General features: G+C 64.8%; 21 protein-coding genes. 10 read left to right on the forward strand and 11 right to left on the reverse strand.

Annotated elements, in window-relative coordinates:
- Positions 1-11 precede the first annotated feature (11 nt).
- Positions 12-707 carry a DUF2063 domain-containing protein gene (locus tag HP547_RS12005; RefSeq protein WP_172218771.1) on the forward strand — a complete coding sequence of 232 codons (696 nt, stop codon included), beginning with the start codon at positions 12-14 and terminating at the stop codon, positions 705-707.
- A gap of 51 nt (positions 708-758) precedes the next feature.
- Here HP547_RS12005 and HP547_RS12010 read toward each other — a convergent pair whose 3' ends face one another.
- The 3 genes from HP547_RS12010 to HP547_RS12020 all read right to left on the reverse strand — a co-directional run bounded on the left by HP547_RS12010 (position 759) and on the right by HP547_RS12020 (position 3,448).
- Positions 759-1,247: a DoxX family protein gene (locus HP547_RS12010; protein WP_172218773.1), complete on the reverse strand. Its 489-nt coding sequence runs from the start codon at positions 1,245-1,247 to the stop codon at positions 759-761.
- A 177-nt stretch (positions 1,248-1,424) separates the two neighbouring features.
- On the reverse strand, positions 1,425-2,711 hold the full coding sequence (locus HP547_RS12015; RefSeq protein WP_172218775.1) for a HAMP domain-containing sensor histidine kinase: 1,287 nt from the start codon (positions 2,709-2,711) through the stop codon (positions 1,425-1,427).
- Positions 2,708-3,448 carry a response regulator gene (locus HP547_RS12020; RefSeq protein WP_172218777.1) on the reverse strand — a complete coding sequence of 247 codons (741 nt, stop codon included), beginning with the start codon at positions 3,446-3,448 and terminating at the stop codon, positions 2,708-2,710. The genes HP547_RS12015 and HP547_RS12020 overlap by 4 nt, the downstream gene beginning before the upstream one ends.
- Positions 3,449-3,666: 218 nt before the next feature.
- Between HP547_RS12020 and HP547_RS12025 the strand changes: the two genes are divergently transcribed.
- From HP547_RS12025 to tam, 3 genes are read left to right on the forward strand one after another with little or no spacing between them, the layout of a single operon-like run.
- A complete protein-coding gene (locus tag HP547_RS12025) occupies positions 3,667-3,942 on the forward strand; it encodes a DUF2790 domain-containing protein (RefSeq protein ID WP_172218779.1) in 276 nt (91 codons plus the stop codon).
- Positions 3,932-4,468, forward strand: coding sequence for a thioredoxin family protein (locus tag HP547_RS12030; RefSeq protein ID WP_172286388.1), 537 nt, complete (start codon positions 3,932-3,934; stop codon positions 4,466-4,468). The genes HP547_RS12025 and HP547_RS12030 overlap by 11 nt, the downstream gene beginning before the upstream one ends.
- A 60-nt stretch (positions 4,469-4,528) precedes the next feature.
- Positions 4,529-5,305, forward strand: a complete 777-nt coding sequence (gene tam, locus HP547_RS12035; RefSeq protein ID WP_172218783.1) for a trans-aconitate 2-methyltransferase — start codon at positions 4,529-4,531, stop codon at positions 5,303-5,305.
- Here tam and HP547_RS12040 read toward each other — a convergent pair.
- Positions 5,295-5,666, reverse strand: coding sequence for a DUF2784 domain-containing protein (locus HP547_RS12040; RefSeq protein ID WP_172286389.1), 372 nt, complete (start codon positions 5,664-5,666; stop codon positions 5,295-5,297). The two genes, tam and HP547_RS12040, sit on opposite strands and share 11 nt — an antisense overlap.
- Positions 5,667-5,690: 24 nt before the next feature.
- Positions 5,691-6,611 carry a LysR substrate-binding domain-containing protein gene (locus HP547_RS12045; protein WP_172218787.1) on the reverse strand — a complete coding sequence of 307 codons (921 nt, stop codon included), beginning with the start codon at positions 6,609-6,611 and terminating at the stop codon, positions 5,691-5,693.
- A 244-nt stretch (positions 6,612-6,855) separates the two neighbouring features.
- On the opposite strand from HP547_RS12045, the gene HP547_RS12050 reads away from it, so the two are divergent.
- The 5 genes from HP547_RS12050 to HP547_RS12070 all read left to right on the forward strand — a co-directional run bounded on the left by HP547_RS12050 (position 6,856) and on the right by HP547_RS12070 (position 13,018).
- Complete coding sequence (locus HP547_RS12050) at positions 6,856-8,172, forward strand: MFS transporter (protein ID WP_172286390.1); 1,317 nt, start codon at positions 6,856-6,858, stop codon at positions 8,170-8,172.
- A gap of 15 nt (positions 8,173-8,187) precedes the next feature.
- Complete coding sequence (locus HP547_RS12055) at positions 8,188-9,579, forward strand: FAD-dependent oxidoreductase (protein ID WP_172218791.1); 1,392 nt, start codon at positions 8,188-8,190, stop codon at positions 9,577-9,579.
- 97 nt (positions 9,580-9,676) lie between these two features.
- On the forward strand, positions 9,677-10,387 hold the full coding sequence (locus tag HP547_RS12060) for a YebC/PmpR family DNA-binding transcriptional regulator (RefSeq protein ID WP_172218793.1): 711 nt from the start codon (positions 9,677-9,679) through the stop codon (positions 10,385-10,387).
- A gap of 94 nt (positions 10,388-10,481) precedes the next feature.
- A complete protein-coding gene (locus HP547_RS12065; RefSeq protein WP_172218795.1) occupies positions 10,482-11,426 on the forward strand; it encodes a LysR family transcriptional regulator in 945 nt (314 codons plus the stop codon).
- Positions 11,427-11,605: 179 nt separating this feature from the next.
- On the forward strand, positions 11,606-13,018 hold the full coding sequence (locus HP547_RS12070) for a DOPA decarboxylase (protein WP_172286391.1): 1,413 nt from the start codon (positions 11,606-11,608) through the stop codon (positions 13,016-13,018).
- Between the two features lie 135 nt (positions 13,019-13,153).
- On the opposite strand, the gene HP547_RS12075 is transcribed toward HP547_RS12070, so the two are convergent.
- On the reverse strand, positions 13,154-14,527 hold the full coding sequence (locus HP547_RS12075; RefSeq protein ID WP_172286392.1) for an MFS transporter: 1,374 nt from the start codon (positions 14,525-14,527) through the stop codon (positions 13,154-13,156).
- 288 nt (positions 14,528-14,815) lie between these two features.
- Here HP547_RS12075 and quiC point away from each other — a divergent pair, with 288 nt between their 5' ends.
- Complete coding sequence (gene quiC / locus HP547_RS12080; protein WP_172218801.1) at positions 14,816-16,723, forward strand: 3-dehydroshikimate dehydratase QuiC; 1,908 nt, start codon at positions 14,816-14,818, stop codon at positions 16,721-16,723.
- Between the two features lie 36 nt (positions 16,724-16,759).
- Here the strand turns inward: quiC and HP547_RS12085 are convergent, their stop codons facing one another.
- From HP547_RS12085 to HP547_RS12105, 5 genes are all read right to left on the reverse strand, one after another.
- Complete coding sequence (locus HP547_RS12085; RefSeq protein ID WP_172218803.1) at positions 16,760-17,428, reverse strand: bifunctional 2-polyprenyl-6-hydroxyphenol methylase/3-demethylubiquinol 3-O-methyltransferase UbiG; 669 nt, start codon at positions 17,426-17,428, stop codon at positions 16,760-16,762.
- A 5-nt stretch (positions 17,429-17,433) separates the two neighbouring features.
- The gene (locus tag HP547_RS12090) at positions 17,434-18,297 is read right to left on the reverse strand and encodes a sensor domain-containing diguanylate cyclase (RefSeq protein ID WP_172218804.1); all 864 of its coding nucleotides are present in this window, start codon (positions 18,295-18,297) and stop codon (positions 17,434-17,436) included.
- A 92-nt stretch (positions 18,298-18,389) separates the two neighbouring features.
- Positions 18,390-19,718 (reverse strand): TolC family outer membrane protein, encoded by a 1,329-nt coding sequence (locus tag HP547_RS12095; RefSeq protein WP_172286393.1) that lies wholly within the window; start codon positions 19,716-19,718, stop codon positions 18,390-18,392.
- Between the two features lies 1 nt (position 19,719).
- Positions 19,720-21,060 carry an HlyD family type I secretion periplasmic adaptor subunit gene (locus HP547_RS12100; protein WP_172232859.1) on the reverse strand — a complete coding sequence of 447 codons (1,341 nt, stop codon included), beginning with the start codon at positions 21,058-21,060 and terminating at the stop codon, positions 19,720-19,722.
- 6 nt (positions 21,061-21,066) lie between these two features.
- Positions 21,067-22,731 (reverse strand): type I secretion system permease/ATPase (locus HP547_RS12105; RefSeq protein ID WP_172286394.1); only part of this gene is annotated, 1,665 nt, incomplete at its 5' end.

Here is a 22,731-nt window from a genome sequence, read left to right on the forward strand (position 1 = left end):
AGCTTCAATCCATGAATGAGACCCTGCGCGAACAGCAATACACCCTGGCCCGCCACCTGCGCGATCCTCAGCGCCATGCCCCGCCGCCCGGCCTGGAGGCGCGGCGCCTGAAGGTTTACTGCGAGTTGTTCTACGGCGCTATCGAAGGCTTGCTGGCTGGCAGCTTCCCGGTGATGCGCCAGGCATTAGGGGAACAGTGCTGGCATGCCCGCGTGCGTGACTTCTACGCCAACTACCGTAGCCAGACGCCGTTGTTTACCGAAATTGCCCAGGCCTTCGTCGATTACCTGCAGGGGGTGGAGCTGGACGCGCCCTGGCAGCTGGAGCTGGCGCACTATGAATGGATCGAGGCGCAGTTGTACCTGAGTGATGCCGAGGATGCGCAGCATGAGCCGGCGGGCGACTTGCTGGATGGCGAGCCGCTGTTGTCGTGTGTGGCGCGAGTGCTGGCTTATCGTTGGCCGGTGGAGCGTATTGGTGTGGATTACCAGCCAACGGTTGCGCCAGACGCGCCGACCTTGCTGCTGGTGTATCGCGATGCCGGCTTGCAGGTGCGCTTTGCGCGGCTGGCGCCGATGGCCTATCGGCTGCTGGTGGAGCAGGGCAGTGGACGGGCGCGGCTGGCGGCTGTGGGTGGGGATGTAGAGCAGGGGCTGGCGTTGCTGGAGGGACTGCGCGGGCAAGGCGTCATCATCGGTACCTGCTGACTGCACGTATTGGGGCGCGCGGCGATGGGCTGCGCAGCAGCCCCAGCGATTTCAGCTGTAGAACCGCGCCCTTAGCCAATGATCCAGGCTCAGGCGCCCAGCCCCCTTGAGCAGCAGTGGCAGCAACGCCACCAGGTAGATCAACGGCAGCTTGTAGTTGCCAAAGCCCTGGTCGGTGATCGCATACCCCTGGGCCAATTCGGCCACGCTTGACCAATGCGCCGGCCAGTGCACTGCCGCTATAGCCACTACCGTCACCACCACAAGTCCCAAAGATGCCAGCCGGGTACCGAGCCCAAGCAACAGCAGCAACGGCAGGATCAATTCCGCCCACATCGACAGCTGCCAGTTCAGCTCGGCGGGCAGCAGATTGAAGGGGAAGGGAAAGCTGGATTGCAGGTCGGCGAACCAGTTGCTGCCATTGAACTTCTCCAGGCCTGACTCAAAAAACTCCCACGCCAGAAACAGTCGTAGAGGCAGGTCGGCGCTCCACGTGCCGAAACGGTCGAAGTGGGCAAGGGTGCGAGTGAAGGTTGTCATGTGGGTGGTCTCTTCCAGGTAAAGTGCACCGGCGCAGCGGCGCTGCAGGCCGGGTGTGGTTGGATGACCGGGAGTGTGAAGGGGGCGGGTATCGGCAGTGTGTCGGGAGAGACGGATTGTGTATCGGATTGTAGAAACCCTTCAGAGAATGCTGGATTTTTGAAGCGGACCTGCCAGTCAGTTGAGCTCGATCTGAGCGCAAAGCCCGCCACCTTTGCGGTTGCTAAGGGTCAACCGCCCACCCATCGCCTGGATCAATTGATGAGCGATGGCCAGCCCCAGCCCGGTGCCTCCGGTGCTGCGGTTGCGTGACCCTTCTACCCGGTAGAACGGCTTGAGCACGTCTTCCAGCTCGCCACCCGGTATGCCTGGCCCGTTGTCGAGCACGCGGATCACTGTAGTGCCGCCCTCACTGCACACTTCGAGCTCCGCGGCGCCCGCAAACTTGAGTGCGTTGTCGACCAGGTTCACCAGTACCCGGCGCAGGGCGTGCGGGCGGGTTTGAAGCAGGCTTACGCTGCTGCCGCGGCGCTGGACTTGGGCGCCGCTGTCCTGGTAGTCGAACACCAGGCTGTCGAGGAAGGCATCGAGGTTGACCCGGCACGGGGCCTCGGTGCTGGTGTCCATGCTGCGGGCATAGGCCACGCCTTCGCGCACCAGGTGCTCCATCTCGCCCAGGTCGCTCCACAACTTGTCTTTCTCGAGGCCATCATCCATCACTTCGACACGCAGCTTCATCCGCGTGATCGGCGTTTGCAGATCGTGCGAAATGGCCGCCAGCAGCTGCATGCGCTCTTTGAGATGGGCAGCAATTCGTGCCTGCAGGGCGTTGAAGGCCGCAGCGGCGTAGCGCACCTCGCGCGGGCCGGTTTCATCCAGTTGCACGCCGGGCTTGTCCGGATCGAGGCTATCCACCGCACGGGAAAGGCGGGTAAGCGGGCCGATGGCCAGGCGTACCGCCAGCCAGGTGCACAGTAACAGCACCGCCAGCTGGATCAGCAATACCACTGGCAGCCAACGGGCCACCGGGACTGGGGTCGGGGTCACGTCGATGGTCAGCGGCGTACCGTCGGCCAGGGTGAGGTGGGCCTGGAAGTGCGCATTCGGGCCGGGGATCTCCTCGAAGGTCAGGCGGTAGTCACTGCCGATGGCCTTGACGATCGACTCGGCAGCCATGGGTGGGTCGCTGCTGGGCATGGCCTCGCCCGTCAGGCCCTGGTCCAGGCGGTAGCGGTAGGTGCGCCGTTCCAGGCGCGGCAGCCAGGCTGCGCGTTCGGCGGCGGGCAAGCGGTCGAGGATGGCCACTGAGGTGGCCACGTCCTGCTCCAGGTTGCTGAGCATCATCGAGCGGCTGCTGATATAGCGTTCGTAGGCCTGCAGGCCGAACGACAGGCCGTAGGCGAGCACCAGGCCGGTGAAGAAGATCAGTGCCAGGCGCGAGGCCAGCGTCCGTGGCCATTTCATGCGGGCGACTCGAGCAGTTGCACCGGCAGCGAGAACACATAGCCCTCGCTGCGCACGGTCTTGATGCAGCTTGGCTCGCGGGCATCGTCACCCAGGCGCTGGCGCAGGCGGCTGACCAGCAGGTCGATGGAGCGGTCGAAGATGTCGGCTTCACGGCCCTGGGTCAGGTTCAGCAGCTGCTCCCGGCTGAGCACCCGCTGCGGGTGGTCGAGAAACACCCGCAGCAGGCGGTACTCGGCGCCACTCAGGGCTACCAGGGTACCTTCGCTGTCGAGCAGATGACGCGCGGTGGTGTCCAGGCGCCACTGGCCGAAACCGAGCAGGCGGCTGCTTTCACTAATGGTCAGGTTGGGCGGCAGCATGCGCGTGCGGCGCAGCACGGCGTTGATGCGAGCCAGCAGTTCGCGTGCCGAGAACGGCTTGGTCAGGTAATCGTCGGCGCCCATCTCCAGGCCGATGATGCGATCGGTTTCGTCGTTGCGCGCGGTCAGCATCAACACCGGGGTGTTGCGGTGCTTGCCGGCGCGCAGTTCGCGGCACAACAGCAGGCCGTCGTCGCCGGGCATCATGATGTCGAGGACGATGAGGTCGACGCTGTTGGCTTCGAGAAAGGCGCGCATCTGCCGGCCGTCGGCGACGATGCTGGTGCGCAGGCCGTTCTTCTTCAGGTAGTTGCCGACCAGTTCGCGGATCTCGCGGTCGTCGTCGACGATCAGGATGTGATCGACGTGTTCCATGCGCAGCGTTCCTGTGTAAGTGGGCTTTGCCGCAGTGTACAGAGCACGCTCGCGCGTGCCTGCGGGGTTTTGTATTGCAGTGTATCTGGCCTGGGCATGGATACAGCAGGAAGCACATCACGCTTCGGGCGACACATATGGGATACCTGGCAGGCGTCAAATGGCTCTCGACCGGGGAGCAACACTCCCCATACCCAGTGCTACACAGGAGAGATGCCATGAACTTCAAGACCTTCGCCAGCGCCAGCCTGTTCGCCGTGCTCGGCTGCGGCGCTATCGCCGCCCAGGCCGCCACCGCCCCAATGCATGAAGGCAGCCCCATGCAGTACCGCTACGGCGATCAGCTGGATGTGAAAAAAGTACTGTCGGTTCAGGATGACCAGAGCAACGCTTGCGGCTTGGTGAATACCCGCATGGACTACCTCGATTCCAAGGGTCAGCAGCAGAGCGTGCAGTACCGCAGCTACGCCACCGGCGGTTGCCATGAGAACTGATCGACGCCTGCTGTTGCTAGTAGGAGGTATTGCCCTGGTCGCAGCCGGTCTGGGCCTGGCCGGGCAGCTGATGCCCCGTGACAGCTACGGCGCCATGCCGGCGCTGTCGGGCGCCAGCCATTGGCTGAACTCCGCGCCACTGGATGCTCCGGCGCTCAAAGGCAAGGTTGTGCTGGTGGACTTCTGGACCTGGGACTGCATCAACTGCCAGCGCAGCCTGCCGCATGTCAACGACTGGGCGCGGCGTTATGCCGACCAGGGGCTGGTGGTGGTCGGGGTGCATACGCCGGAGTACGACTACGAGCATGATCTGGATACCCTGCGCGACAAGGTGGCCAAGCTGGGGATCGGTTATCCGGTTGCGGCCGACAATGACTACAAAGTGTGGAATGCCTGGGGCAACCAGTTCTGGCCGGCGCATTACTTCGTCGACCGCATGGGGCAGGTGCGCCATGTGCACTTTGGCGAGGGGGATTATGCGGGGCAGGAGCAGGTGATACAGGCATTGCTGGCGGAGCAGGAGTAAGGCCCTCACAGCCGGCAGATAGCATATGCTGTGCACATTGCCTGCCCAAAGGAGCCACACATGGCCTGGTCCGCCACCCAGTATTCCCTGTTCGAAGATGAACGCACCCGCGCCGTGCGCGACCTGCTTGCCGCCGTGCCAGCGCGCCCGGTGCGCCACGCCACCGACCTGGGCTGCGGCCCTGGCAACTCCACCGAAGTGCTGCTGCAACGTTACCCAGATGCCCAGGTAACCGCGCTGGACAGCGACCCGGACATGATTGACAAGGCCCGCCAGCGCAAACGCCTGTGTATCCCCCGGGTACGCACGGCCGTGGCTGACATTGCCGGCTGGTCCGCGCCTGAGCCGCAGGACCTGATCCTGGCCAATGCCTCGCTGCAGTGGGTAGCCGACCACGCCTCGCTGTACCCGCACCTGGTGCGCCAACTCAGTGAAGGTGCCAGCCTGGCCGTGCAAACGCCTGATAACCTCGACGAACCGGCTCACCGTCAGCTGCGCGAAATCGCCAGCCAAGGCCCCTGGGCGGCGAAGTTTGCAGACTTCCAGCTGCCGCCACGGCACAGCGCGGCGTTCTACTATGACCTGCTCAGCCCGCTGTGCACTCGCGTGGATGTGTGGCGTACCACCTATCACCACCCGCTGCCCGGTGGCGCGGAAGCGGTGGTGGAGTGGTTCAAGGGTTCGGCCCTTCGGCCCTACCTGGCACGCCTGGACGCGGCGGAACAGGCCATTTTCCTGCAGATGTACCTGCAGGCCATGCAGCGCGATTACCCGCCAGCCACCGACGGCAAGGTGCTGTTGCCGTTCCCGCGCCTGTTCCTGATCGCTACCCGCTAGGGCGGTGCCAGCGCCGGGCCGCGTAGCTGTAGATGCCAAGGTTGAGCAGCAGCACGAAACCGCCCATCAGCAACTGGATCTGCGGTGTGAGCCCTGTGGGGTAGATCAGTGGCCAAACGTAATGCTCGACGAAGCCGCCCTCGTAGCCCGCGTCACCCGCAGCTTCGCGCATTCGGTTTTCCCAGCGGGTGAGCGGGCAGCCCAACTGCAGGCATTCCACCGCCAGGCCCCAGGCCAGGGCTGGCAGGTGCAGCAGCAGGGCAGGGCGCCAACGCAGCACCAGCAGCCCGCCGAACAGGACCAGCAGGATGAAGGCCAGGTGCAGCAGGACCAGACTGTCGGCGGCGAGGCGGTAGAGCATGGGTGATCGGTTTGCGGGGTGAGGTTATTCCAGCATAGCCGGGCTGGCAGTGCCGGCAATAGGCCCAGCCCAGACTTGCACCCCTTCCTCGACCATCTGCAAAAAGGTCGCCACCACCCGCCGCGTTCGCTGTTCGCGCAGGCATACCAGTGTTTCGGTCAGGTGCCGCTGGCAGTCAATGATCGGCAACGCACACACCCGCGCATCGGCACCAAACTCTGCCGCCGACACCACGCCCACGCCAATCCCCACCACTACCGCTTCACGCGCCGCCTCCCGGCCCTCCACCTGGATGGCCGGGCGTATCCGCAACCCGGCCCGCTGCATCTCTTCTTCCAAAGTCTGCCGCGTCACCGAGCCCGGCTCGCGCAGCACCAGTGGCGTGTCGTCCAGGTCGGCAAGGCTGATCGAGCCGCGGCTGGCCCACGGGTGGTTGTGCGAAACGAACGCCACCATCGGGTCGCGGCGCAGCGGCAGGCAATGCAGGCGCTGATCATCGACATCCCGGCCAAGCAGGGCCAGGTCGGCCTGGTAGCTGAACAGCCTGGCCAGCGATTCATCGGTGTTGCCGGTCTCGATCTTCACCTGGATGCCCGGGTAGCGCTGGCAGAAGCGGGCGATCTGCGGCAGCACGTGCACCGGCGCATCCACCGCCAGCACCAGGCTGCCGGTGTGCAGGGCGCGTGAGTCCTGCAGCAGCTCATGGGCCTCGGCTTCGCAGGCAAACAGGCGCTGGCTGATGCCCAACAGGCGCTCGCCCAGGTCGGTCAGTTGCACCGAGCGCTTGTTGCGGTGGAACAGCAATACACCGAACCGTTCCTCCAGTTTGCGTACCTGGTCCGACACCGCCGGCTGGGTAAGAAACAGCTTTTGTGCAGCGCGGGTAAAGCTGCCGTGCACGGCCACTGCGTGAAAGGCCTTGAGTTGTGCGTGGGAAACCGACATGACGACCTCAGTAACAAGCTGGGCTTATGTGTGAAATACGATAAATCGATTTTATTTATCAGTCAGCAACTGTTTCCATACCGTTCAGCCCGACGCGAACACCACAAGTGCCCGCCAGGGCCATGGCGCTCACACGGCGCCATCTGACCCGATGACAGCCTCGTCATCGCTGTGCGCAACACAACAACAAGACAGGCGTTTTTTCACATTCTGCCGGCACACTTGAGCAAGAGGTCAGACTCATATGAATAATTCCCTAGCCACGTTCAAACGCTGGCGCATGCAGATTTTTGCGATAACCTGGCTGGCCTACGCCGCCTTCTATTTCACCCGCAAGGCGTTTTCGGTGGCCAAGCTGGGCATCGCCGAAGACCCGGCTTTCATGCTCGACAAGGCCGCCATGGCCAACCTCGACGCCATCTACCTGGCCGCCTATGCGGTTGGCCAGTTTACCTGGGGCATGCTCGCCGACCGCTTCGGGCCGCGCGTGGTGGTGCTTGGCGGCCTGCTGATATCGGCAGTGGCGGCGGTGGTGATGGGCAGCTATGCCACCTTCCCGATTTTTGCCACCTGCATGCTGGTTCAGGGGCTGGCGCAATCCACTGGCTGGGCCGGGTTGTGCAAGAACATCGGCAGTTTCTTCCCTGCCTCGCAGCGTGGCCGGGTGCTGGGCCTGTGGAGCTCCTGCTACGCCTTTGGCGGCCTGGTGGCCTCGCCGTTTGCCGGCTGGTGGGCCTATACCCTGGTCGGCACCTGGCATGCGGCGTTCTTCTCCAGTGCCGCGGTGGTGGCGCTGGTGGCCGTGCTGTTCTTCATCCTGCAGCGCAACAAGCCTGAAGACGTCGGTTTGCCAGCGGTGGAGCCCGAGCCGCAGAGCATGGCCCCGGCCGGCAACCTGTGCAGTGTGTGGGCACCGCTGCAGGAGATCATGCGCAACCGCACGGTACTGACCCTCGGCCTGGCGTATTTCCTGTTGAAGCCGGCGCGCTACGCGATCCTGCTGTGGGGGCCGGTGATCGTCTTCGAGCAGATGCCGTCGGTGGGCAAGGTTGGCGCGGCAATCATCCCCACAGCCTTCGAACTGGCCGGACTGCTTGGCCCGATCATCATCGGCCTGGCCTCGGACAAGCTGTTCGGCGCCAGGCGCATGCCGGCGTGTGTCATCAGCCTGGTGCTGCTGACCGTGACCCTGGCGCTGTTCATGGCCGCCATGGACACCGGCAGCGTGATGCTGGTGGTGGCCCTGCTGTTCGTGATGGGCCTGACCCTCTACGGGCCAGACTCGATGATCAGTGGTGCTGCTGCGATCGACTTCGGCACGGCCAAGGCCGGTGCCACCGCGGCGGGCTTCGTCAACGGTTGCGGTTCGGTGGGGGCGGTGCTGGGCGGGCTGCTGCCGGGTTACTTCGATGGCGTTACGGTGTTCATCGTGTTCGCCGGCTGCGCGCTGTTCTCGGCACTGGTGCTGCTGCCGCACTGGAACAGCCGCCCCGCCAGCGCTGCGCACAGTGCCGATGTGGCGCCGAACACCAGCATGGCAATCAAGCCACTGCGTACCTGAAAGGAAAGCGAGCGAATGAGACCGTTCTGGCTGCAACAGGCCCTGGATTCGGCGCAGGAGGCGGTGTGCCCGCCCCTGCAAGGCGATGCCCGTTGCGATGTATGCATCGTCGGCGGCGGCTACACCGGTCTGTGGACTGCATTGATGCTCAAGGAGGCAGCGCCGGCCCTGGATATCGTGCTGATCGAGGCCGATATCTGCGGTGCCGGTGCCAGTGGCCGCAACGGTGGGTGTGCGCTGTCCTGGTCGGCCAAGTACTTCACCCTCGAGCGCTTGTTCGGACCGGCAGAGGCTGTGCGCCTGGTGCAGGAGTCGGAGCGCAGCATCGGTGACATCGGCGCGTTTTGCACGGCCAATGGCATCGACTGCGACTATCGCCTGGACGGCACGCTGTACACCGCCACCAACGCGGCCCAGATCGGGGCGACCGACGCAGTAATCGCCGCGCTGGAGCACAAGGGCATCAATTCCTTCAGCCGTCTGCCGTTGCAGCAGGTGCAGCGCCTGGCAGGGTCGGCGCGGCACCTGGAGGGCTGGTTTTCACCCGCGGCAGCCACTGTGCAGCCAGGCAAGCTGGTGCGCGGGCTGCGCCGTGTGGCCTTGCAGCGCGGCGTGCGCATCCATGAGGGCACCGCCATGACCGGCCTGGAGCACGGCGCCCCGGTGCAGGTGCGCACCGCCCATGGCACGCTGCGTGCCGATCGCGTGGTGCTGGGCCTGAATGCCTGGATGGCGCGGGCCTTCCCGCAGTTCGAGCGCAGCGTGGCGATTGTCTCCAGCGACATGGTGATCACCGAACCGTGCCCCGACCTGCTGAGCCAGGTCGGCCTGGACAGCGGCATCAGCGTGCTCGACTCGCGCATCTTCGTGCATTACTACCACAACACCTCCGATGGCCGGCTGATGCTCGGCAAGGGCGGTAATACCTTTGCCTATGGCGGGCGCATGTTGCCGGTGTTCGACCAGCCATCGCCGTACCGGCCCTTGCTGCGCGAAAGCCTGGGCGGGTTTTTCCCGGCGCTGGCCGACGTGCCGCTGGCGGCCAGCTGGAACGGGCCGTCGGACCGCTCGGTAACCGGCCTGCCATTCTTTGGCCGGCTGGACGGGCAGGGCAATGTGTTCTACGGCTTTGGCTATTCCGGCAGCGGCGTCGGGCCGTGCCATATGGGCGGGCAGATTCTCTCGTCGCTGGCACTGGGGCTGGACAACCCGTGGACCCGCTCACCGCTGGTCAAGGGGCCGCTGGGGCTGTTCCCGCCCGAGCCGATCCGCTACCTGGGCTCGCTGATGGTGCGCAATGCCATCCGTCGCAAGGAGCGCGCCGAAGACCACGGCTTGCGCCCGCGCAGGCTGGATGTGCGCCTGGCGCGGTTTGCCGCGGCGGCGGGCAAGGCCGATAAAGGCTGATGCGATTTCTTGTCGATCCCGTGCCTGAGGGCGTATAAACTGCACCCACTTTTGGCCGGTCGCTTCCGGAACCGGCCGCTGAAACAAGAGAGTCGACATGGGCGCACAGTGGAAAGCCAAGCATAGAGAAACAGCTGCCAACGCCAAGGGCAAGATCATGGGCAAGCTGTCCAAGGAAATCCAGATCGCGGCCAAATCGGGCGCCGATCCCGACATGAACCCGCGCCTGCGCCTGGCCATCGTGCAGGCCAAGAAGGCTTCGATGACCCGCGAGACCCTGGACCGGGCAATCCGCAAGGGTGCCGGCCTGGACGGTGATGCCGTGCAGTACCACGCGGTCAGCTACGAAGGCTTCGCCCCGCACCAGGTGCCGCTGATCGTCGAGTGCCTCACCGACAACATCAACCGTACCGTCGCGCAGATCCGCGTGCTGTTCCGCAAGGGGCAGCTGGGTGCCAGCGGTTCGGTGGCCTGGGACTTCAACCATGTCGGCCTGATCGAAGCCACTGCCGAAGGCGATGCCGACCCGGAAATGGCCGCCATCGAAGCCGGCGCCCAGGACTTCGAGGAAGGTGAAGAAGAGGGCTCGACCCTGTTCATCACCGACACCACCGACCTCGACGCGGTGCAGAAGGCCCTGCCGGAGCATGGCTTCACCGTGACCTCGGCGAAGATCGGCTACACCCCGAAAAACCCGGTAAGCGCGGCCAGCCTCAGTGCCGAGGCGCTGGCCGAGGTTGAAGCGTTCCTCGAGGCCATCGACGAGAACGATGACGTGCAGAACGTGTACGTCGGTCTGACCGCGTAAATTCCGGGGCCGCCTTGCGGCCCTTCGCGGGCTCGCCCGCTCCCACAGGTATTTTGTAGGAGCGGGCTTCTGAATTTCACCGCAGGGAGCCTGCATGAACCCCGCTTTCGCCTCCCTCAGCCTTGCCCACCTGCGCACCCTCGACCACCTGTTGCAGCTGAAAAACCTCAGCCACGCCGCTGAGCGTCTGGGCGTCAGCCAGTCCGCCCTGAGCCGTCAGCTGGCCCACCTGCGCGAAGCCTTCGATGATCCGTTGCTGGTACGCCAGGGCCGTGGCTACGTACTCAGCGAGTACGCCGAAGCGCTGGTCGAACCCCTGCGGCAAGTCCTTGAAGAACTGCACGCCCTGCGCCAGCCCGCGGTGTTCGACCCGGCGCGTTGCGAGCGGCGCTTCTGCCTGGCCGCCTCGGATTACGTGGCCGAGCACATGCTGCCGTTGCTGGTCGCCGCACTGGAGCGTGAAGCACCCGGTGTGTCGCTGGAATACCGTACCTGGCAGGCCGGGCAGTATGCCTTGCTGGCCAGTGGCGAGATCGACCTGGCCACCACCTTGTTCGACGAGTCGCCGCCCAACCTGCACGGGCGCTTGCTGGGCGAGGACCGCGCGGTGTGCCTGATGCGCCAGGATCATCCGTTGGCCGCTCACACCACGCTCAGCCAGGCCGATTACCTGGCGCACAAGCATGTGCGTATCTCCGGCGGGGGTGACAAAGACAGCTTCATCGACCGCCACCTGCGCGCTCAGGGCCTGCAGCGGCGGGTCAGCCTGGAGGTGCCGTTCTTCTCGGCCACTGTGCAGGTGATCGCCAACAGCCTGGCTGTGGCTACGGTGCCCGAACATATTGCCCGGCAACTGAGCCGCCTGCATCACCTGGCCTGGCGGCCGCTGGGCTTCATCGACCACAGCCAGCGCTACTGGGTGGTGTGGCACCAGCGCCTGCAGGCTTCGGCCGAGCACCGCTGGTTGCGCAACCGGGTATTCGAGTTGTGGCGCCAGTCGCAGTTCGGCGTGCAGGGTGGGCATGCGGGTTTGCCATAGCAGGTATGCGTGATGCGGGGTTAATAGTCTGGGCACAGGTGCCTAGACTGGGGGCATTGTGTTGCCTGTACCGGCCCTTTCGCGGGTGAACCCGCTTCCACATCAGCGGGCGCTTGTGGGAGCGGGTTCACCCGCGAAAGGGCCGGCACAGGCAGCGGACTAACCTCAGGAGCCCCCACGTGACCCCAGAACAATTCCGCCAGTACGGCCACCAACTGATCGACATGATCGCCGACTACCGCACAACCGTCGGCGAACGCCCGGTCATGGCCCAGGTCGAGCCCGGGTACCTGAAGTCTGCCTTGCCTGCAGCTGCCCCCCGGCAAGGCGAGCCATTCGAAGCGATCCTCGCCGACGTCAACCAGCTGGTCATGCCCGGCCTGTCCCATTGGCAGCACCCGGATTTCTACGGCTACTTCCCCTCCAACGGCACCCTGTCGTCGGTACTCGGCGACTTCCTCAGCACCGGCCTGGGCGTTCTTGGCCTGTCATGGCAATCCAGCCCGGCCTTGAGCGAACTGGAAGAAACCACGCTTGACTGGCTGCGCCAGCTGCTCGGCCTGTCTGGCCAATGGAGCGGGGTGATCCAGGACACCGCCTCGACCAGCACCCTGGTGGCGCTGATCAGTGCCCGCGAGCGCGCCAGTGACTACGCCCTGGTGCGCGGTGGCCTGCAGGCCCAGCCCAAACCGTTGATCGTGTATGTCAGTGCCCACGCCCACAGCTCGGTGGACAAGGCGGCGCTGCTGGCCGGCTTTGGTCGCGACAATATCCGCCTGATCCCCACCGACACACGCTACGCCCTGCAGCCGCAAGCGCTGCAGGCGGCCATCGAGCAGGACCTGGCTGCTGGCAACCAGCCGTGCGCCGTCGTCGCCACCACCGGCACCACGACCACGACCGCCCTCGACCCGCTGCGCCCGATCGGCGAAATCGCCCAGGCCAACGGCCTGTGGCTGCATGTGGACTCGGCCATGGCCGGCTCGGCGATGATCCTGCCTGAATGCCGCTGGATGTGGGACGGCATCGAGCTGGCCGATTCGGTGGTGGTCAATGCGCACAAGTGGCTGGGTGTGGCTTTCGATTGCTCCATTTATTACGTACGCGACCCGCAGCACCTGATCCGGGTGATGAGCACCAACCCCAGCTACCTGCAGTCGGCCGTGGATGGCGAGGTGAAGAACCTGCGTGACTGGGGCATCCCACTGGGTCGCCGGTTCCGTGCGCTGAAGCTGTGGTTCATGTTGCGCAGCGAGGGGGTTGAGGCGTTGCAGGCGCGGTTGCGCCGTGACCTGGACAATGCCCAGTGGTTGGCGGGGCAGGTTGGCGCGGCGGCAGAGTGGGAAGTGCTGGCGCCGGTGCAGTTGCAGACCTTGTGCATTCGCCACCGGCCGGCAGGGCTGGAAGGGGAGGCGCTGGATGCGCATACCAGGGGCTGGGCAGAGCAGTTGAATGCCAGCGGGGAGGCCTATGTGACGCCAGCGACGCTGGACGGGCGCTGGATGGTGAGGGTGTCGATCGGCGCGTTGCCGACCGAGCGCGGGGATGTCGAAAGGCTTTGGGCTCACTTGCAGGAAGTTGTCAAAAGCTGAAATCGCCCGGGCCGCTTCGCGGCCCATTCGCCGGCAAGCCAGCTCCCACAACGACCGCATCTGCCTCAGGCGTGATGCGATCCTGTGGGAGCTGGCTTGCCGGCGATGGGCTGCAGGACAGCCCCGTGCAACCTGTCAGTGGCTCACTGCCTGAAAGCTGCCTTTACGGCTGGCCTCATACGCCTCTTTCTCCATCGGCTTGGCCTGCGGATTACCCAGGTCTTCCATCGCCAGTCGATGAGTTTCCGGGGCAATGTAGGCCGCCAGGGCGCACACGCAAGTGATGAAGAATGCCAGCCCACCCACTACCAGCGGGATGTTGTCCGAGCCGGGTGGCGCCACCAGGGCGAACAGCGCTGGCAGCATGGCAGTCAGCATGGTGCCGATGTTCTGCGCGATGGCCATGGCCGATACCCGGTAGCGGGTCTGGAACAGTTCTGGGTAGAAGCTTGGGAATACCGCGTTGTAACCCTGGTAAACCATGCCCCACATCACGATCGAGGCGGCGAACGCCAGCGGTACGTTCTGGATACTGATCGCATACAGATAGACGAACGCCAGCAGACCCGAGCCCAGGCAGCCAGCGATCATGGTCGGGCGACGGCCGATCCTGTCCGACAGGTTGCCGACAAACGGGATCACCAGTACCGCAACGATGTTGCCGACCACCGGAATCCACAGGTACACGCTCTTGTCGAAGCCGATGCCGTAGGCTGGCTGCACCGCGTAGGCCGCTCCGAAGATGGTGGCCACCACCGGAATCACGTTCATCAACGCCATGAACATCACCAGCACCATGTGCTTCCAGCTGTGGCGGAAGGCCTCGCTGATCGGCGACTTGGCAACTTTGTCCTGCTTCTCTTCCTTCACGAACGCCGGGGTTTCGTGCACTTCCTTGCGAATGATGAAACCGGCGATCAGCACGATGGCGCTCATCAGGAACGGAATGCGCCAGCCCCAGTCGTTGAAGGCTTCGCTGGGCATGAAGTAGGCCAGTGGCAGGAACACCGCCGCCGCCATCACCTGGCCGGCCTGCACGCCTTGCAGGGTGAAGCTGGCGTAGTAGCCGCGTCGGCCGAAGGGCGCGTGCTCCATGATCATCGAACTGGCCCCGGAGATTTCCCCGGCTACGGCAAAGCCCTGGATCAGGCGCAGTACCACCAGCAGGGCAGGGGCGAGGAAGCCGATGTCGTGGTAGGTGGGCAGAAGGCCCACTGCCATGGTCGACAGGCCCATCAGGAACATGCACAGCAGCAGTACGTTCTTGCGACCGCGGGTGTCACCCCAGTGGCCCAGCACGAAGGCGCCGACCGGGCGCGCCAGGTAGCCCACGCCGTAGGTGGCCAGCGAGGCAATGATGGCCATTTTAGGGTCGGTGTTGGGGAAGAAGATCTGCGGGAAAATCAGTGCAGCGGCCTGGGCATAGATGAAGAAGTCGTAGTACTCGAGTGCCGAGCCTATCCATCCACTGGCGGTCGCTTTCTTGGCTTGCGAGCTGGAGTGAGCCATCGTTGTCTCCGTTGTTATTGTTGTTTGCGCAGGTTCCGCCGGTGTTCTCGCCACGGCAGGAGGCGGTGGTCGGTGTGCCTGCGTCTGTGGTTCATGTTGACCACGGGCCAGCGGTCTAGCAATTCGTTAAAACGGGTTTTGTGCGATAATCGAACGCAAAACTAACCATTCCGTACAAAGGGATTGAAGCGACGACTTTACCTGCGAATAATCGATCGTGCCATAAACTGTGACAGGGGTTTTTACCTGCCTGGCACCGTCATTTTCCAACAATAAGGAACTCCCGCCATGCAGCGTTCGATCGCTACCGTGTCCTTGAGCGGCACCCTGCCGGAAAAGCTCGAAGCCATCGCCGCCGCCGGTTTTGACGGCGTCGAGATCTTCGAAAACGACCTTCTTTATTACGCTGGCAGCCCGCGTCAGGTACGCCAGATGTGCGCCGATCTGGGCATTGCCATTACCCTGTTCCAGCCGTTCCGCGACTTTGAAGGCTGCCGCCGCGAGCGCCTGCAGAAAAACCTCGACCGCGCCGAGCGCAAGTTCGACCTCATGCAGGAACTGGGCACCGACCTGGTGCTGGTGTGCAGCAACGTCCAGGCCGACGCCCTGGGCGAGGAGCAACTGCTGGTAGACGACCTGCGCCTGCTGGCCGAGCACGCCGGCAAGCGTGGCCTGCGCATTGGCTACGAAGCCCTGGCCTGGGGCCGCCACGTCAACACCTACCAGCAAGTGTGGGACCTGGTGCGCCAGGCCGACCACCCGGCCCTGGGTGTGATTCTCGACAGCTTCCATACCTTGTCGCTGAAGGGCGACCCGAGCGCGATCCGCGACATACCCGGCGACAAGATCTTCTTCGTGCAAATGGCCGATGCACCGATCCTGGCCATGGATGTGCTGGAATGGAGCCGCCACTTCCGCTGCTTCCCGGGGCAGGGCGAAATGGACATGGCCGGTTTCCTCGCGCCGATCCTCGCCACCGGCTACCGTGGCCCGCTGTCGCTGGAAATCTTCAACGACGGCTTCCGCGCCGCACCACCCCGGCAGAATGCCGCTGACGGCCTGCGCTCTCTGCTGTACCTCGAAGAGCACACCCGCCTGCGCCTGGAGCAGGAAGGCACGCCAATCGAACCCGGCGTGCTGTTCACCCCCCCTGCAGCCAGTACCTATGACGGCGTGGAGTTCCTTGAATTTGCCGTCGACGAAGCCGTCGGCGCGCGCCTGGGCAGCTGGCTGAAGCGCCTGGGCTTTGCCGAAGCGGGCAAGCACCGTAGCAAAGATGTGCAGCTGCTGCGCCAGGGCGATATCAACATTGTCTTGAACGCCGAACCGTATTCTTTTGGCCACAACTTCTTCGAGGCCCATGGCCCGTCGTTGTGCGCCACCGCGCTGCGGGTCAAGGACCAGCAGGCCGCGCTGAAGCGCGCCACGGCGTTCCGCGGCCAGCCATTCCGCGGCCTGGTCGGCCCCAACGAGTGCGAAGTGCCGGCGGTCCGCGCGCCGGATGGCAGCCTGCTGTACCTGGTGGAGCCGGGCACTGCCGGCCAGACCCTGTACGACACCGACTTCAGCCTGGACCAGGCCGCCACTGCCACTGGTGGCCTGCGCCGCATCGACCACATGGCCCTGGCTCTGCCGGCCGAGTCGCTGGACAGCTGGGTGCTGTTCTACAAAAGCCTGTTCGACTTCGCCGCCGATGACGAGGTGGTGCTCCCCGACCCCTATGGTCTGGTCAAGAGCCGCGCCTTGCGCAGCCAGTGCGGCACCTTGCGCCTGCCGCTGAACATCTCGGAAAACCGCAACACCGCCATCGCCCATGCGTTGTCCAGCTACCGCGGTTCAGGGGTGCACCACATTGCCTTTGATTGCGACGACATCTTCCGTGAAGTGGCGCGGGCCAAGCTGGCCGGTGTGCCGTTGCTGGAGATCCCGCTGAACTACTACGACGACCTGGCGGCGCGGTTCGACTTCGATGACGAGTTCCTCAGCGAACTGGCGTACTACAACGTGCTGTATGACCGCGATGCCCAGGGTGGCGAGCTGTTCCACGTGTACACCGAGCCGTTCGAAGAGCGTTTCTTCTTCGAGATCATCCAGCGCAAAGGTGGCTATGCCGGTTACGGCGCGGCCAACGTCGCGGTGCGCCTGGCCGCCATGGCCAAGGCCCGCAGCGGCGCGGCGCGCAAGCCGGTGCTGTAGGCCTCAAGGCGCCATTTCTTCTGTAGGAGCAGCTTCTCAGAGGTGTTCAGCCACCATCAGCAACGACTGCGGCACCGCACTCTGCGGGTGCTGCGGTTCCTGCAGGCTGACCAGTCGCAACCCCGCCATGTCCAGCGCAGTCAGCCAGCTGGCCAGGGTGCGGAAGTACCAGGGCATCACCTGCCAGGCCCCGGCAAACCCGGCAAACGACTCCTCCCGCCAGCCATCCTGGTAATCCCCGCCCGCCACGCTCCAAGGGTGCAGGGTCTGGATCACCAGCGCAGCACCGGGCCGCAGCAAACCTTTCAGCGCAGCCAGCAACGGGATGATGTCCTGTTGCAACAGGGCAAAGTTGGCACAGATCAGGTCATAGTCTTTACCCACAAAGGCCTGCCCATCGGCTAACTGTGCGTAGCTGGCCAGGTGCACCTCGGCCGAGCCGGCTGCGCGCGCAGCATCCACCAGCGTCCGGTCGCCATCGACGCCCACGGCTTCAATACCCCGGTCGTCCAGCGCCCGCAGCAACCAGCCCTCACCACAGCCCAGGTCGAGTACACGTGCGGGCATGCGGCCGAGGATAGCCAGCAGGATGGCCTGGTCGGTGACCTGGCGCCGGCTTTCGATGGCGCCGCTGCGCACCGCGTCGATCCAGGCCTTGGCATTATGCTGCCAGCTATCCAGCAGGGCGTTGTCGGAGTTGGGCATGCGTGTCACCGTTTCGCGGAGTAAAGATGCTTGACCCGGTACATGTCGCCATCGGCATGGCGCAACAGTGCGTCGGCATCTCTGCCGTCTTCAGGGTAGCAGGCCACCCCGATGCTGCAGGTGGGCGCCTTGATGCCGGACAGTTCTCCCTCTAGCGGCGCTGCCATGGCAGCGAGGGCACAGGCCACTTTCTCGGCAACGGCATCCTGCGAGGCCATGTCGTTCAGCAGCACGGTGAATTCATCCCCGCCAATTCGGGCCACCGTGTCGGTCGCCTGCATGCAGGCCTCCAGGCGCCGGGCCAGCGTGCACAGCACACGGTCTCCCACGGCATGGCCGTGAACATCGTTGATGCTTTTGAAGTCGTTGATATCGACAAACAGCAGTGCCAGCCTGCCACCCCGGCGGTGTGCATCGTGCAGGGCGGCGTCCAGCTGCTCATTGAACATGGCCCGATTGGCCAGCCGGGTCAGCGGGTCGTGATGAGCGAGGAAGCGCAGCGCGTCCTCGGCTTGCCGCTGGGCAGTCACGTCGCGCGCCACGCCGATGCGGGCCTCGGCCTCCTCGGACCACGATGCCGCCCACAGGATGTGCACGATGCCGCCATCCTTGCGGATGTAGCGATTGCGAAAGTCGTAATGCGGTTGGCCGTTCATCACCCGCACGATCGATGCGCGGGTGGCAGCCAGGTCGTCAGGGTGCATGTAGGCGGTGATCGGCGTGCCGACCAGTTCGCAGGCCCGGTAGCCCAGCAGGGCCTCGCAGGCATCGCTGACGAAGACGATCTGGTTGTCCCGGTCGACCACGAACACCGTGTCCAGCATCAGGTGGATCAGCCTGGGGTACAACGCTTGCAGGTCGACGGGCATGGGTCAGGGCGTCCTCGGCAGGATGGCCGATCATAGCCTGAAGGTGGAACGGGCAGCTACGGTGCAGTGACATGCCTGCGTGGATCCACCCATCAGTTGCTGACCATCAACTCCGGCCCTAGATAGCCGTTGATCTGCTCGATATCGTCATCCCCCAGGCTGCCCACCGACGAGGCCAGGCGCAGCCGTGACATCAGGTAGTTCAGCTTGGCCTCGAACAGGTCGTGGCGCGCGTCGTACAGCAGCTCTTCGGCATTGAGCACATCCGAGTTGGTGCTGGTGCCGCCTTCCTTGAAACCCTTGCGGGTCGAGGTCAGCGAGCGTTCGTTGGAGGCCACGGCCTTTTCCAGTGCATGAACACGCAGGGCGCCACTTTGCACGCCGCGGTACTCGCGGGTGGTGTCGGAAATCACCTCCTGGCGCGTGGCGTCCAGCTCGTCCAGGGCCTTGGAGCTGTTGGCGCTGGCCTGGCGGGCCAGGGCGCTGGTGCTGCCACCACTGTACAGCGGGATGTTCAGCTCCAGGCCGATCGAGCTGTAGTGGTTGCGCTGGTTCAGCTCGGAAATCGACTGGCTGCTGCCGGCGTTATAGCCGGCGACGAAATCCAGGGTCGGCCAGTGCCCCGCGCGGGCGCGATGCACTTCTTCCTCGGCCAGCTCGTAGTTGTGCCGCCGCGCATGAATCAGCGGGCTGTCGGCCTGGGCTTTTACCAGCCAGTCCTGCAGGTTGCCCGGCAGCAGCGGCGGTGTGCTGAAGCCTGGCTGCAGGGTGGTCAGGGCCTGGGGCGTTTCGCCGATGTACTCCTCCAGCTTGCGGCGGGTGTTGACCAGGTTGTCCTGGGCATCGATCAGGTCGGCCTCGGCCAGGTCGCGGCGGGCCACCGACTCGTCGATATCGGTGATGGTGCCGGCACCCAGCTCCTTGCGCCGCTTCGCCGAAGCCATCTGTTCCTCGAAGGCGCTCAGCTTGGCCTTGGCCAGGGTGATGGTTTCGCTGGCCAGCAGCACGTCGAAGTAGGCATCTGCCAGGCGCACGGCGGCGTCCTGGCTCTTGGCGTCGAACACCGCCACGCTGTAGTCGGCGCGTTGCTGGCCCTGGCGGTACTCGGCCATCTTCTGCTTGTTGAACAGCGGTTGGCGCAGGCGCACGTTGGCGCCTTTCGAATCGTAATTCAGGTCGTTGTCCTGGCCATTCTGGCGCTGGCTGCCATCGACCTTGTTGAAGTAGGCTGCCGCGTTGATCTGCGGCAGCAGGCCGGCCTCGCCGATGGCGCGGTTCTCGCCGCCGGCTTGTTTTTCATGCACCGCAGCGCGGTAGATCGGGCCTTGGTACTGCAGCAGGTCCCAGGCTTGTTTCAGGTCCATGGCACTGGCCTGTACCGACAAACCCAGCAGGCACAACATCAGGCACGGGCGTTTCATGTCATTGCTCCTTGAACGCGGCGTCCACGCGTTCGAGCATCGGTTTGAGCAGGTAGCTGAGCAGGTTGCGCTCGCCGGTCTTGATGGTGACGGTGGCAGGCATGCCGGGGCGGATGTGGTTGCTGCCCAGCAGGCCCATGCCGGCTGGTGTCACTTCAACCTGGGCCAGGTAGAACGGCTGCTTGCTTTCTTCATCGAGCAGGCGGTCGGCGGAGATGGTCTTGACCCTGCCAGGAATATTCGGCGTCTGCGCATGGTTGAAGGCCGGGAAGGCAATGTCCACGGCCAGGCCCGGGACCATCTTGTCGATGGCCTGCACCGGGATCATTGCGTCGACCTGCAGCGGCTCGCCCAGCGGCACGACTTCCATGATCTTGGCCCCAGGCTGGATGATGCCGCCGACGGTAGCGATGCTCAGCGCCTGGACCATGCCGTCGATCGGCGAGCGGATAACCGTGTGGCTCACTTCGTAGTCCAGCGCGCGCAGGCGGTCGGCCAGGGTGGTGTTTTCCTTGGCGGTGTCGGTCAGTTGCGACTCCACTTCCTTCAGGTAGTCGTGCTGACGCTGCAGCATGCGCAGCTTGATCTCGGTGGCCTGGCTGCGCGCTCGGGCAATGTTGTTGAGGTTTTCCGCCTGGCCAGCGGACAGGTCGGCGTTGCTGCGCTCCAGCTCCAGCAGGCGGTTGCGCGGCACATAGCCCTCGGCTGCCAGCACCCGGGTGCCTTGCAGTTCCTGGTTGAGAAAGCCGATTTGCGAGGCGCGAGCCCCGTACACCTGCTGCAGGCCTTTAAGCTGCACTGCCGAGGCGGTAAGGTTTTCCTCGAGAATGCTCAGCTCGCCGGCCAGGCCCGCACGGCGGGTGTCGAGCAGGCGTTGCTGCAGGTCCATGGCCGCCAGCAGCCTGGGGTCACTGCCGTAGTGCTGGAGCAGGGCGGGGTCGAAGGCGACCGTGTCGCGGTCGTCACGCTCGGCTTCCAGGCGGTTTTCCACGGTCTTGCTGACAATGTACTGGGCGCTGAGCGCGCCCTGTTCGGCCACTGCGCGCAGGGCGTCGAGGCGTACCAGCTCCTGCCCTTTGTTCACGACATCGCCTTCGCGGACCAGAATCGCCTCGACGGTGCCACCGGTCAGGTGCTGGACCGCCTTGCGGTTGCTGGTGACCTTGACCGTGCCGGTGGCGACGATGCCGGCGTCCAGGGGCGCCAGGCACGACCACAGCAAGAAGCCGCCAAAGCCTGCGACCACCATCCACAAGCCCCAGCGTGCCGGCCGACCGGCATCGAGGTCGATCAGCTTGCTGGCATCGGCGGGAATCAGTTCGCTGTGTTGAATCATCTGCATGATCGGCTACTCCCGTACCTTTACCGAAGCCAACGGCGTCGCAGCGCCTGCGGGGATCACGCTGGCCTTGCGCAGCGCCGCGAACACTTCATCGCGGCTGCCCAGCATGTGTACCCCACCGTCACGCAGCATCAGCACCTGGTCGACTGCGCACAGCACATTGGGGCGGTGGGAAATCAGCACTACCGTGGCCCCGCGCGCCTTGAGCTCGGTCAATGCATCCACCAGGGCCTTCTCGCCAAGGTCGTCAAGGTTGGCGTTGGGCTCGTCCAGCACTACCAGGTTGGGCTCGCCATACAGGGCGCGGGCCAGGGCGATGCGTTGCTTCTGGCCGCCAGACAGCGGGCTGCCATCGGCTGCCAGGCGGGTGTCGTAGCCCTGCGGGAAACGCAGGATCATGTCGTGCACGCCGCTGCTGCGTGCGGCGCGGATCACCGCATCGCTGTCCACCTCGGCGAAGCGCGCAATGTTTTCGCCGATGGTGCCCTCGAACAGCTCCACGTCCTGCGGCAGGTAGCCTAGCCACGGGCCGAGCTCGGCCTTGTTCCAGGTGAAGATGTCGGCGCCATCCAGGCGCACCTTGCCGGCCTGGGCGGGCCACACGCCCACCAGCAGGCGGGCGAGGGTGGACTTGCCCGAAGCCGACGGGCCGATGATGCCGAGGCTGTCACCCGCGGCCAGGCTGAAGCTCACCCCGCGCACGATGGTGGTGTTGGTACCCGGGGCGCCGGCAATCACGTTTTCCACCGCCAACATGCCCATCGGCCGCTGCAGGGACATGCTCGGTGGCCGCTGTGGGTAGTCCTGCAGCAGGTCGTTGAGCCGGCCCCAGGCCAGGCGGCAACCCAGCAGCTGCTTCCACGAGGCGATCACCTGTTCCACCGGCCCCAGGGCGCGGCCGGTCAGGATCGAGCAGGCGATCATCATGCCGGGGGTGATCTTGCCCTCGATCGCCAGCAGCGCGCCGGTACCGAGGATCACCGATTGCAAGGTGATGCGCACAAAGCGCCCGGTGCTGCTGATCAGCGCGGCGCGGTCGGAGGCCAGGGTCTGCATCTGCAGGATCCGCAAGTGGCCCTGGAACCAGCGCTTGCCGATCGACGGCAGCATGCCCATGGCTTCGATCACTTCGGCGTTGCGCAGGTTGTTGTTGGCGTAGCTGGCCGATGACAGGGCTGCCTGGTTGGCTTCGGCCAATGGCTTTTGCGTGGCCTTTTCAGTCAGGTAGGCCAGCCCCACCAGGATCAGCGAGCCGATCATCGTGACCAGCCCCAGCAGCGGGTGGATCAGGTAGCAGACCAGCAGGTAGATCGGTGTCCACGGCGCGTCGAAGAAGGCGAACAGGCCGTTGCCGGTGAGAAACTGCCGCACCTGCGCCAGGTCCTGCAGGGCCTGGGCCGGGTTGCCGCCGGCGCGGCTCAGGTTGCGCTCGAAGGCGGCGCTGAAGATGCGGCGGTTGAGGTCCATGTCCAGGCAGTTGCCGACGCGGATAAGCACGCGGGTGCGCATCATCTCCAGTGCCGACATCAGCAGGAACAGCCCCACTACCAACAGCGTGAGCATGGCCAGGGTGGTGACGTTGCGGCTTACCAGAGCGCGGTCGTACACCTGCAGCATGTAAACGGCTGGCGTCAACATCATGACGTTTATCACGCCGCTGAAGGCGCCCAG

Origin of the sequence: Pseudomonas sp. CM27 (genome assembly GCF_013179515.1) — a bacterium.
In the GTDB taxonomy this organism is placed as follows: domain Bacteria; phylum Pseudomonadota; class Gammaproteobacteria; order Pseudomonadales; family Pseudomonadaceae; genus Aquipseudomonas.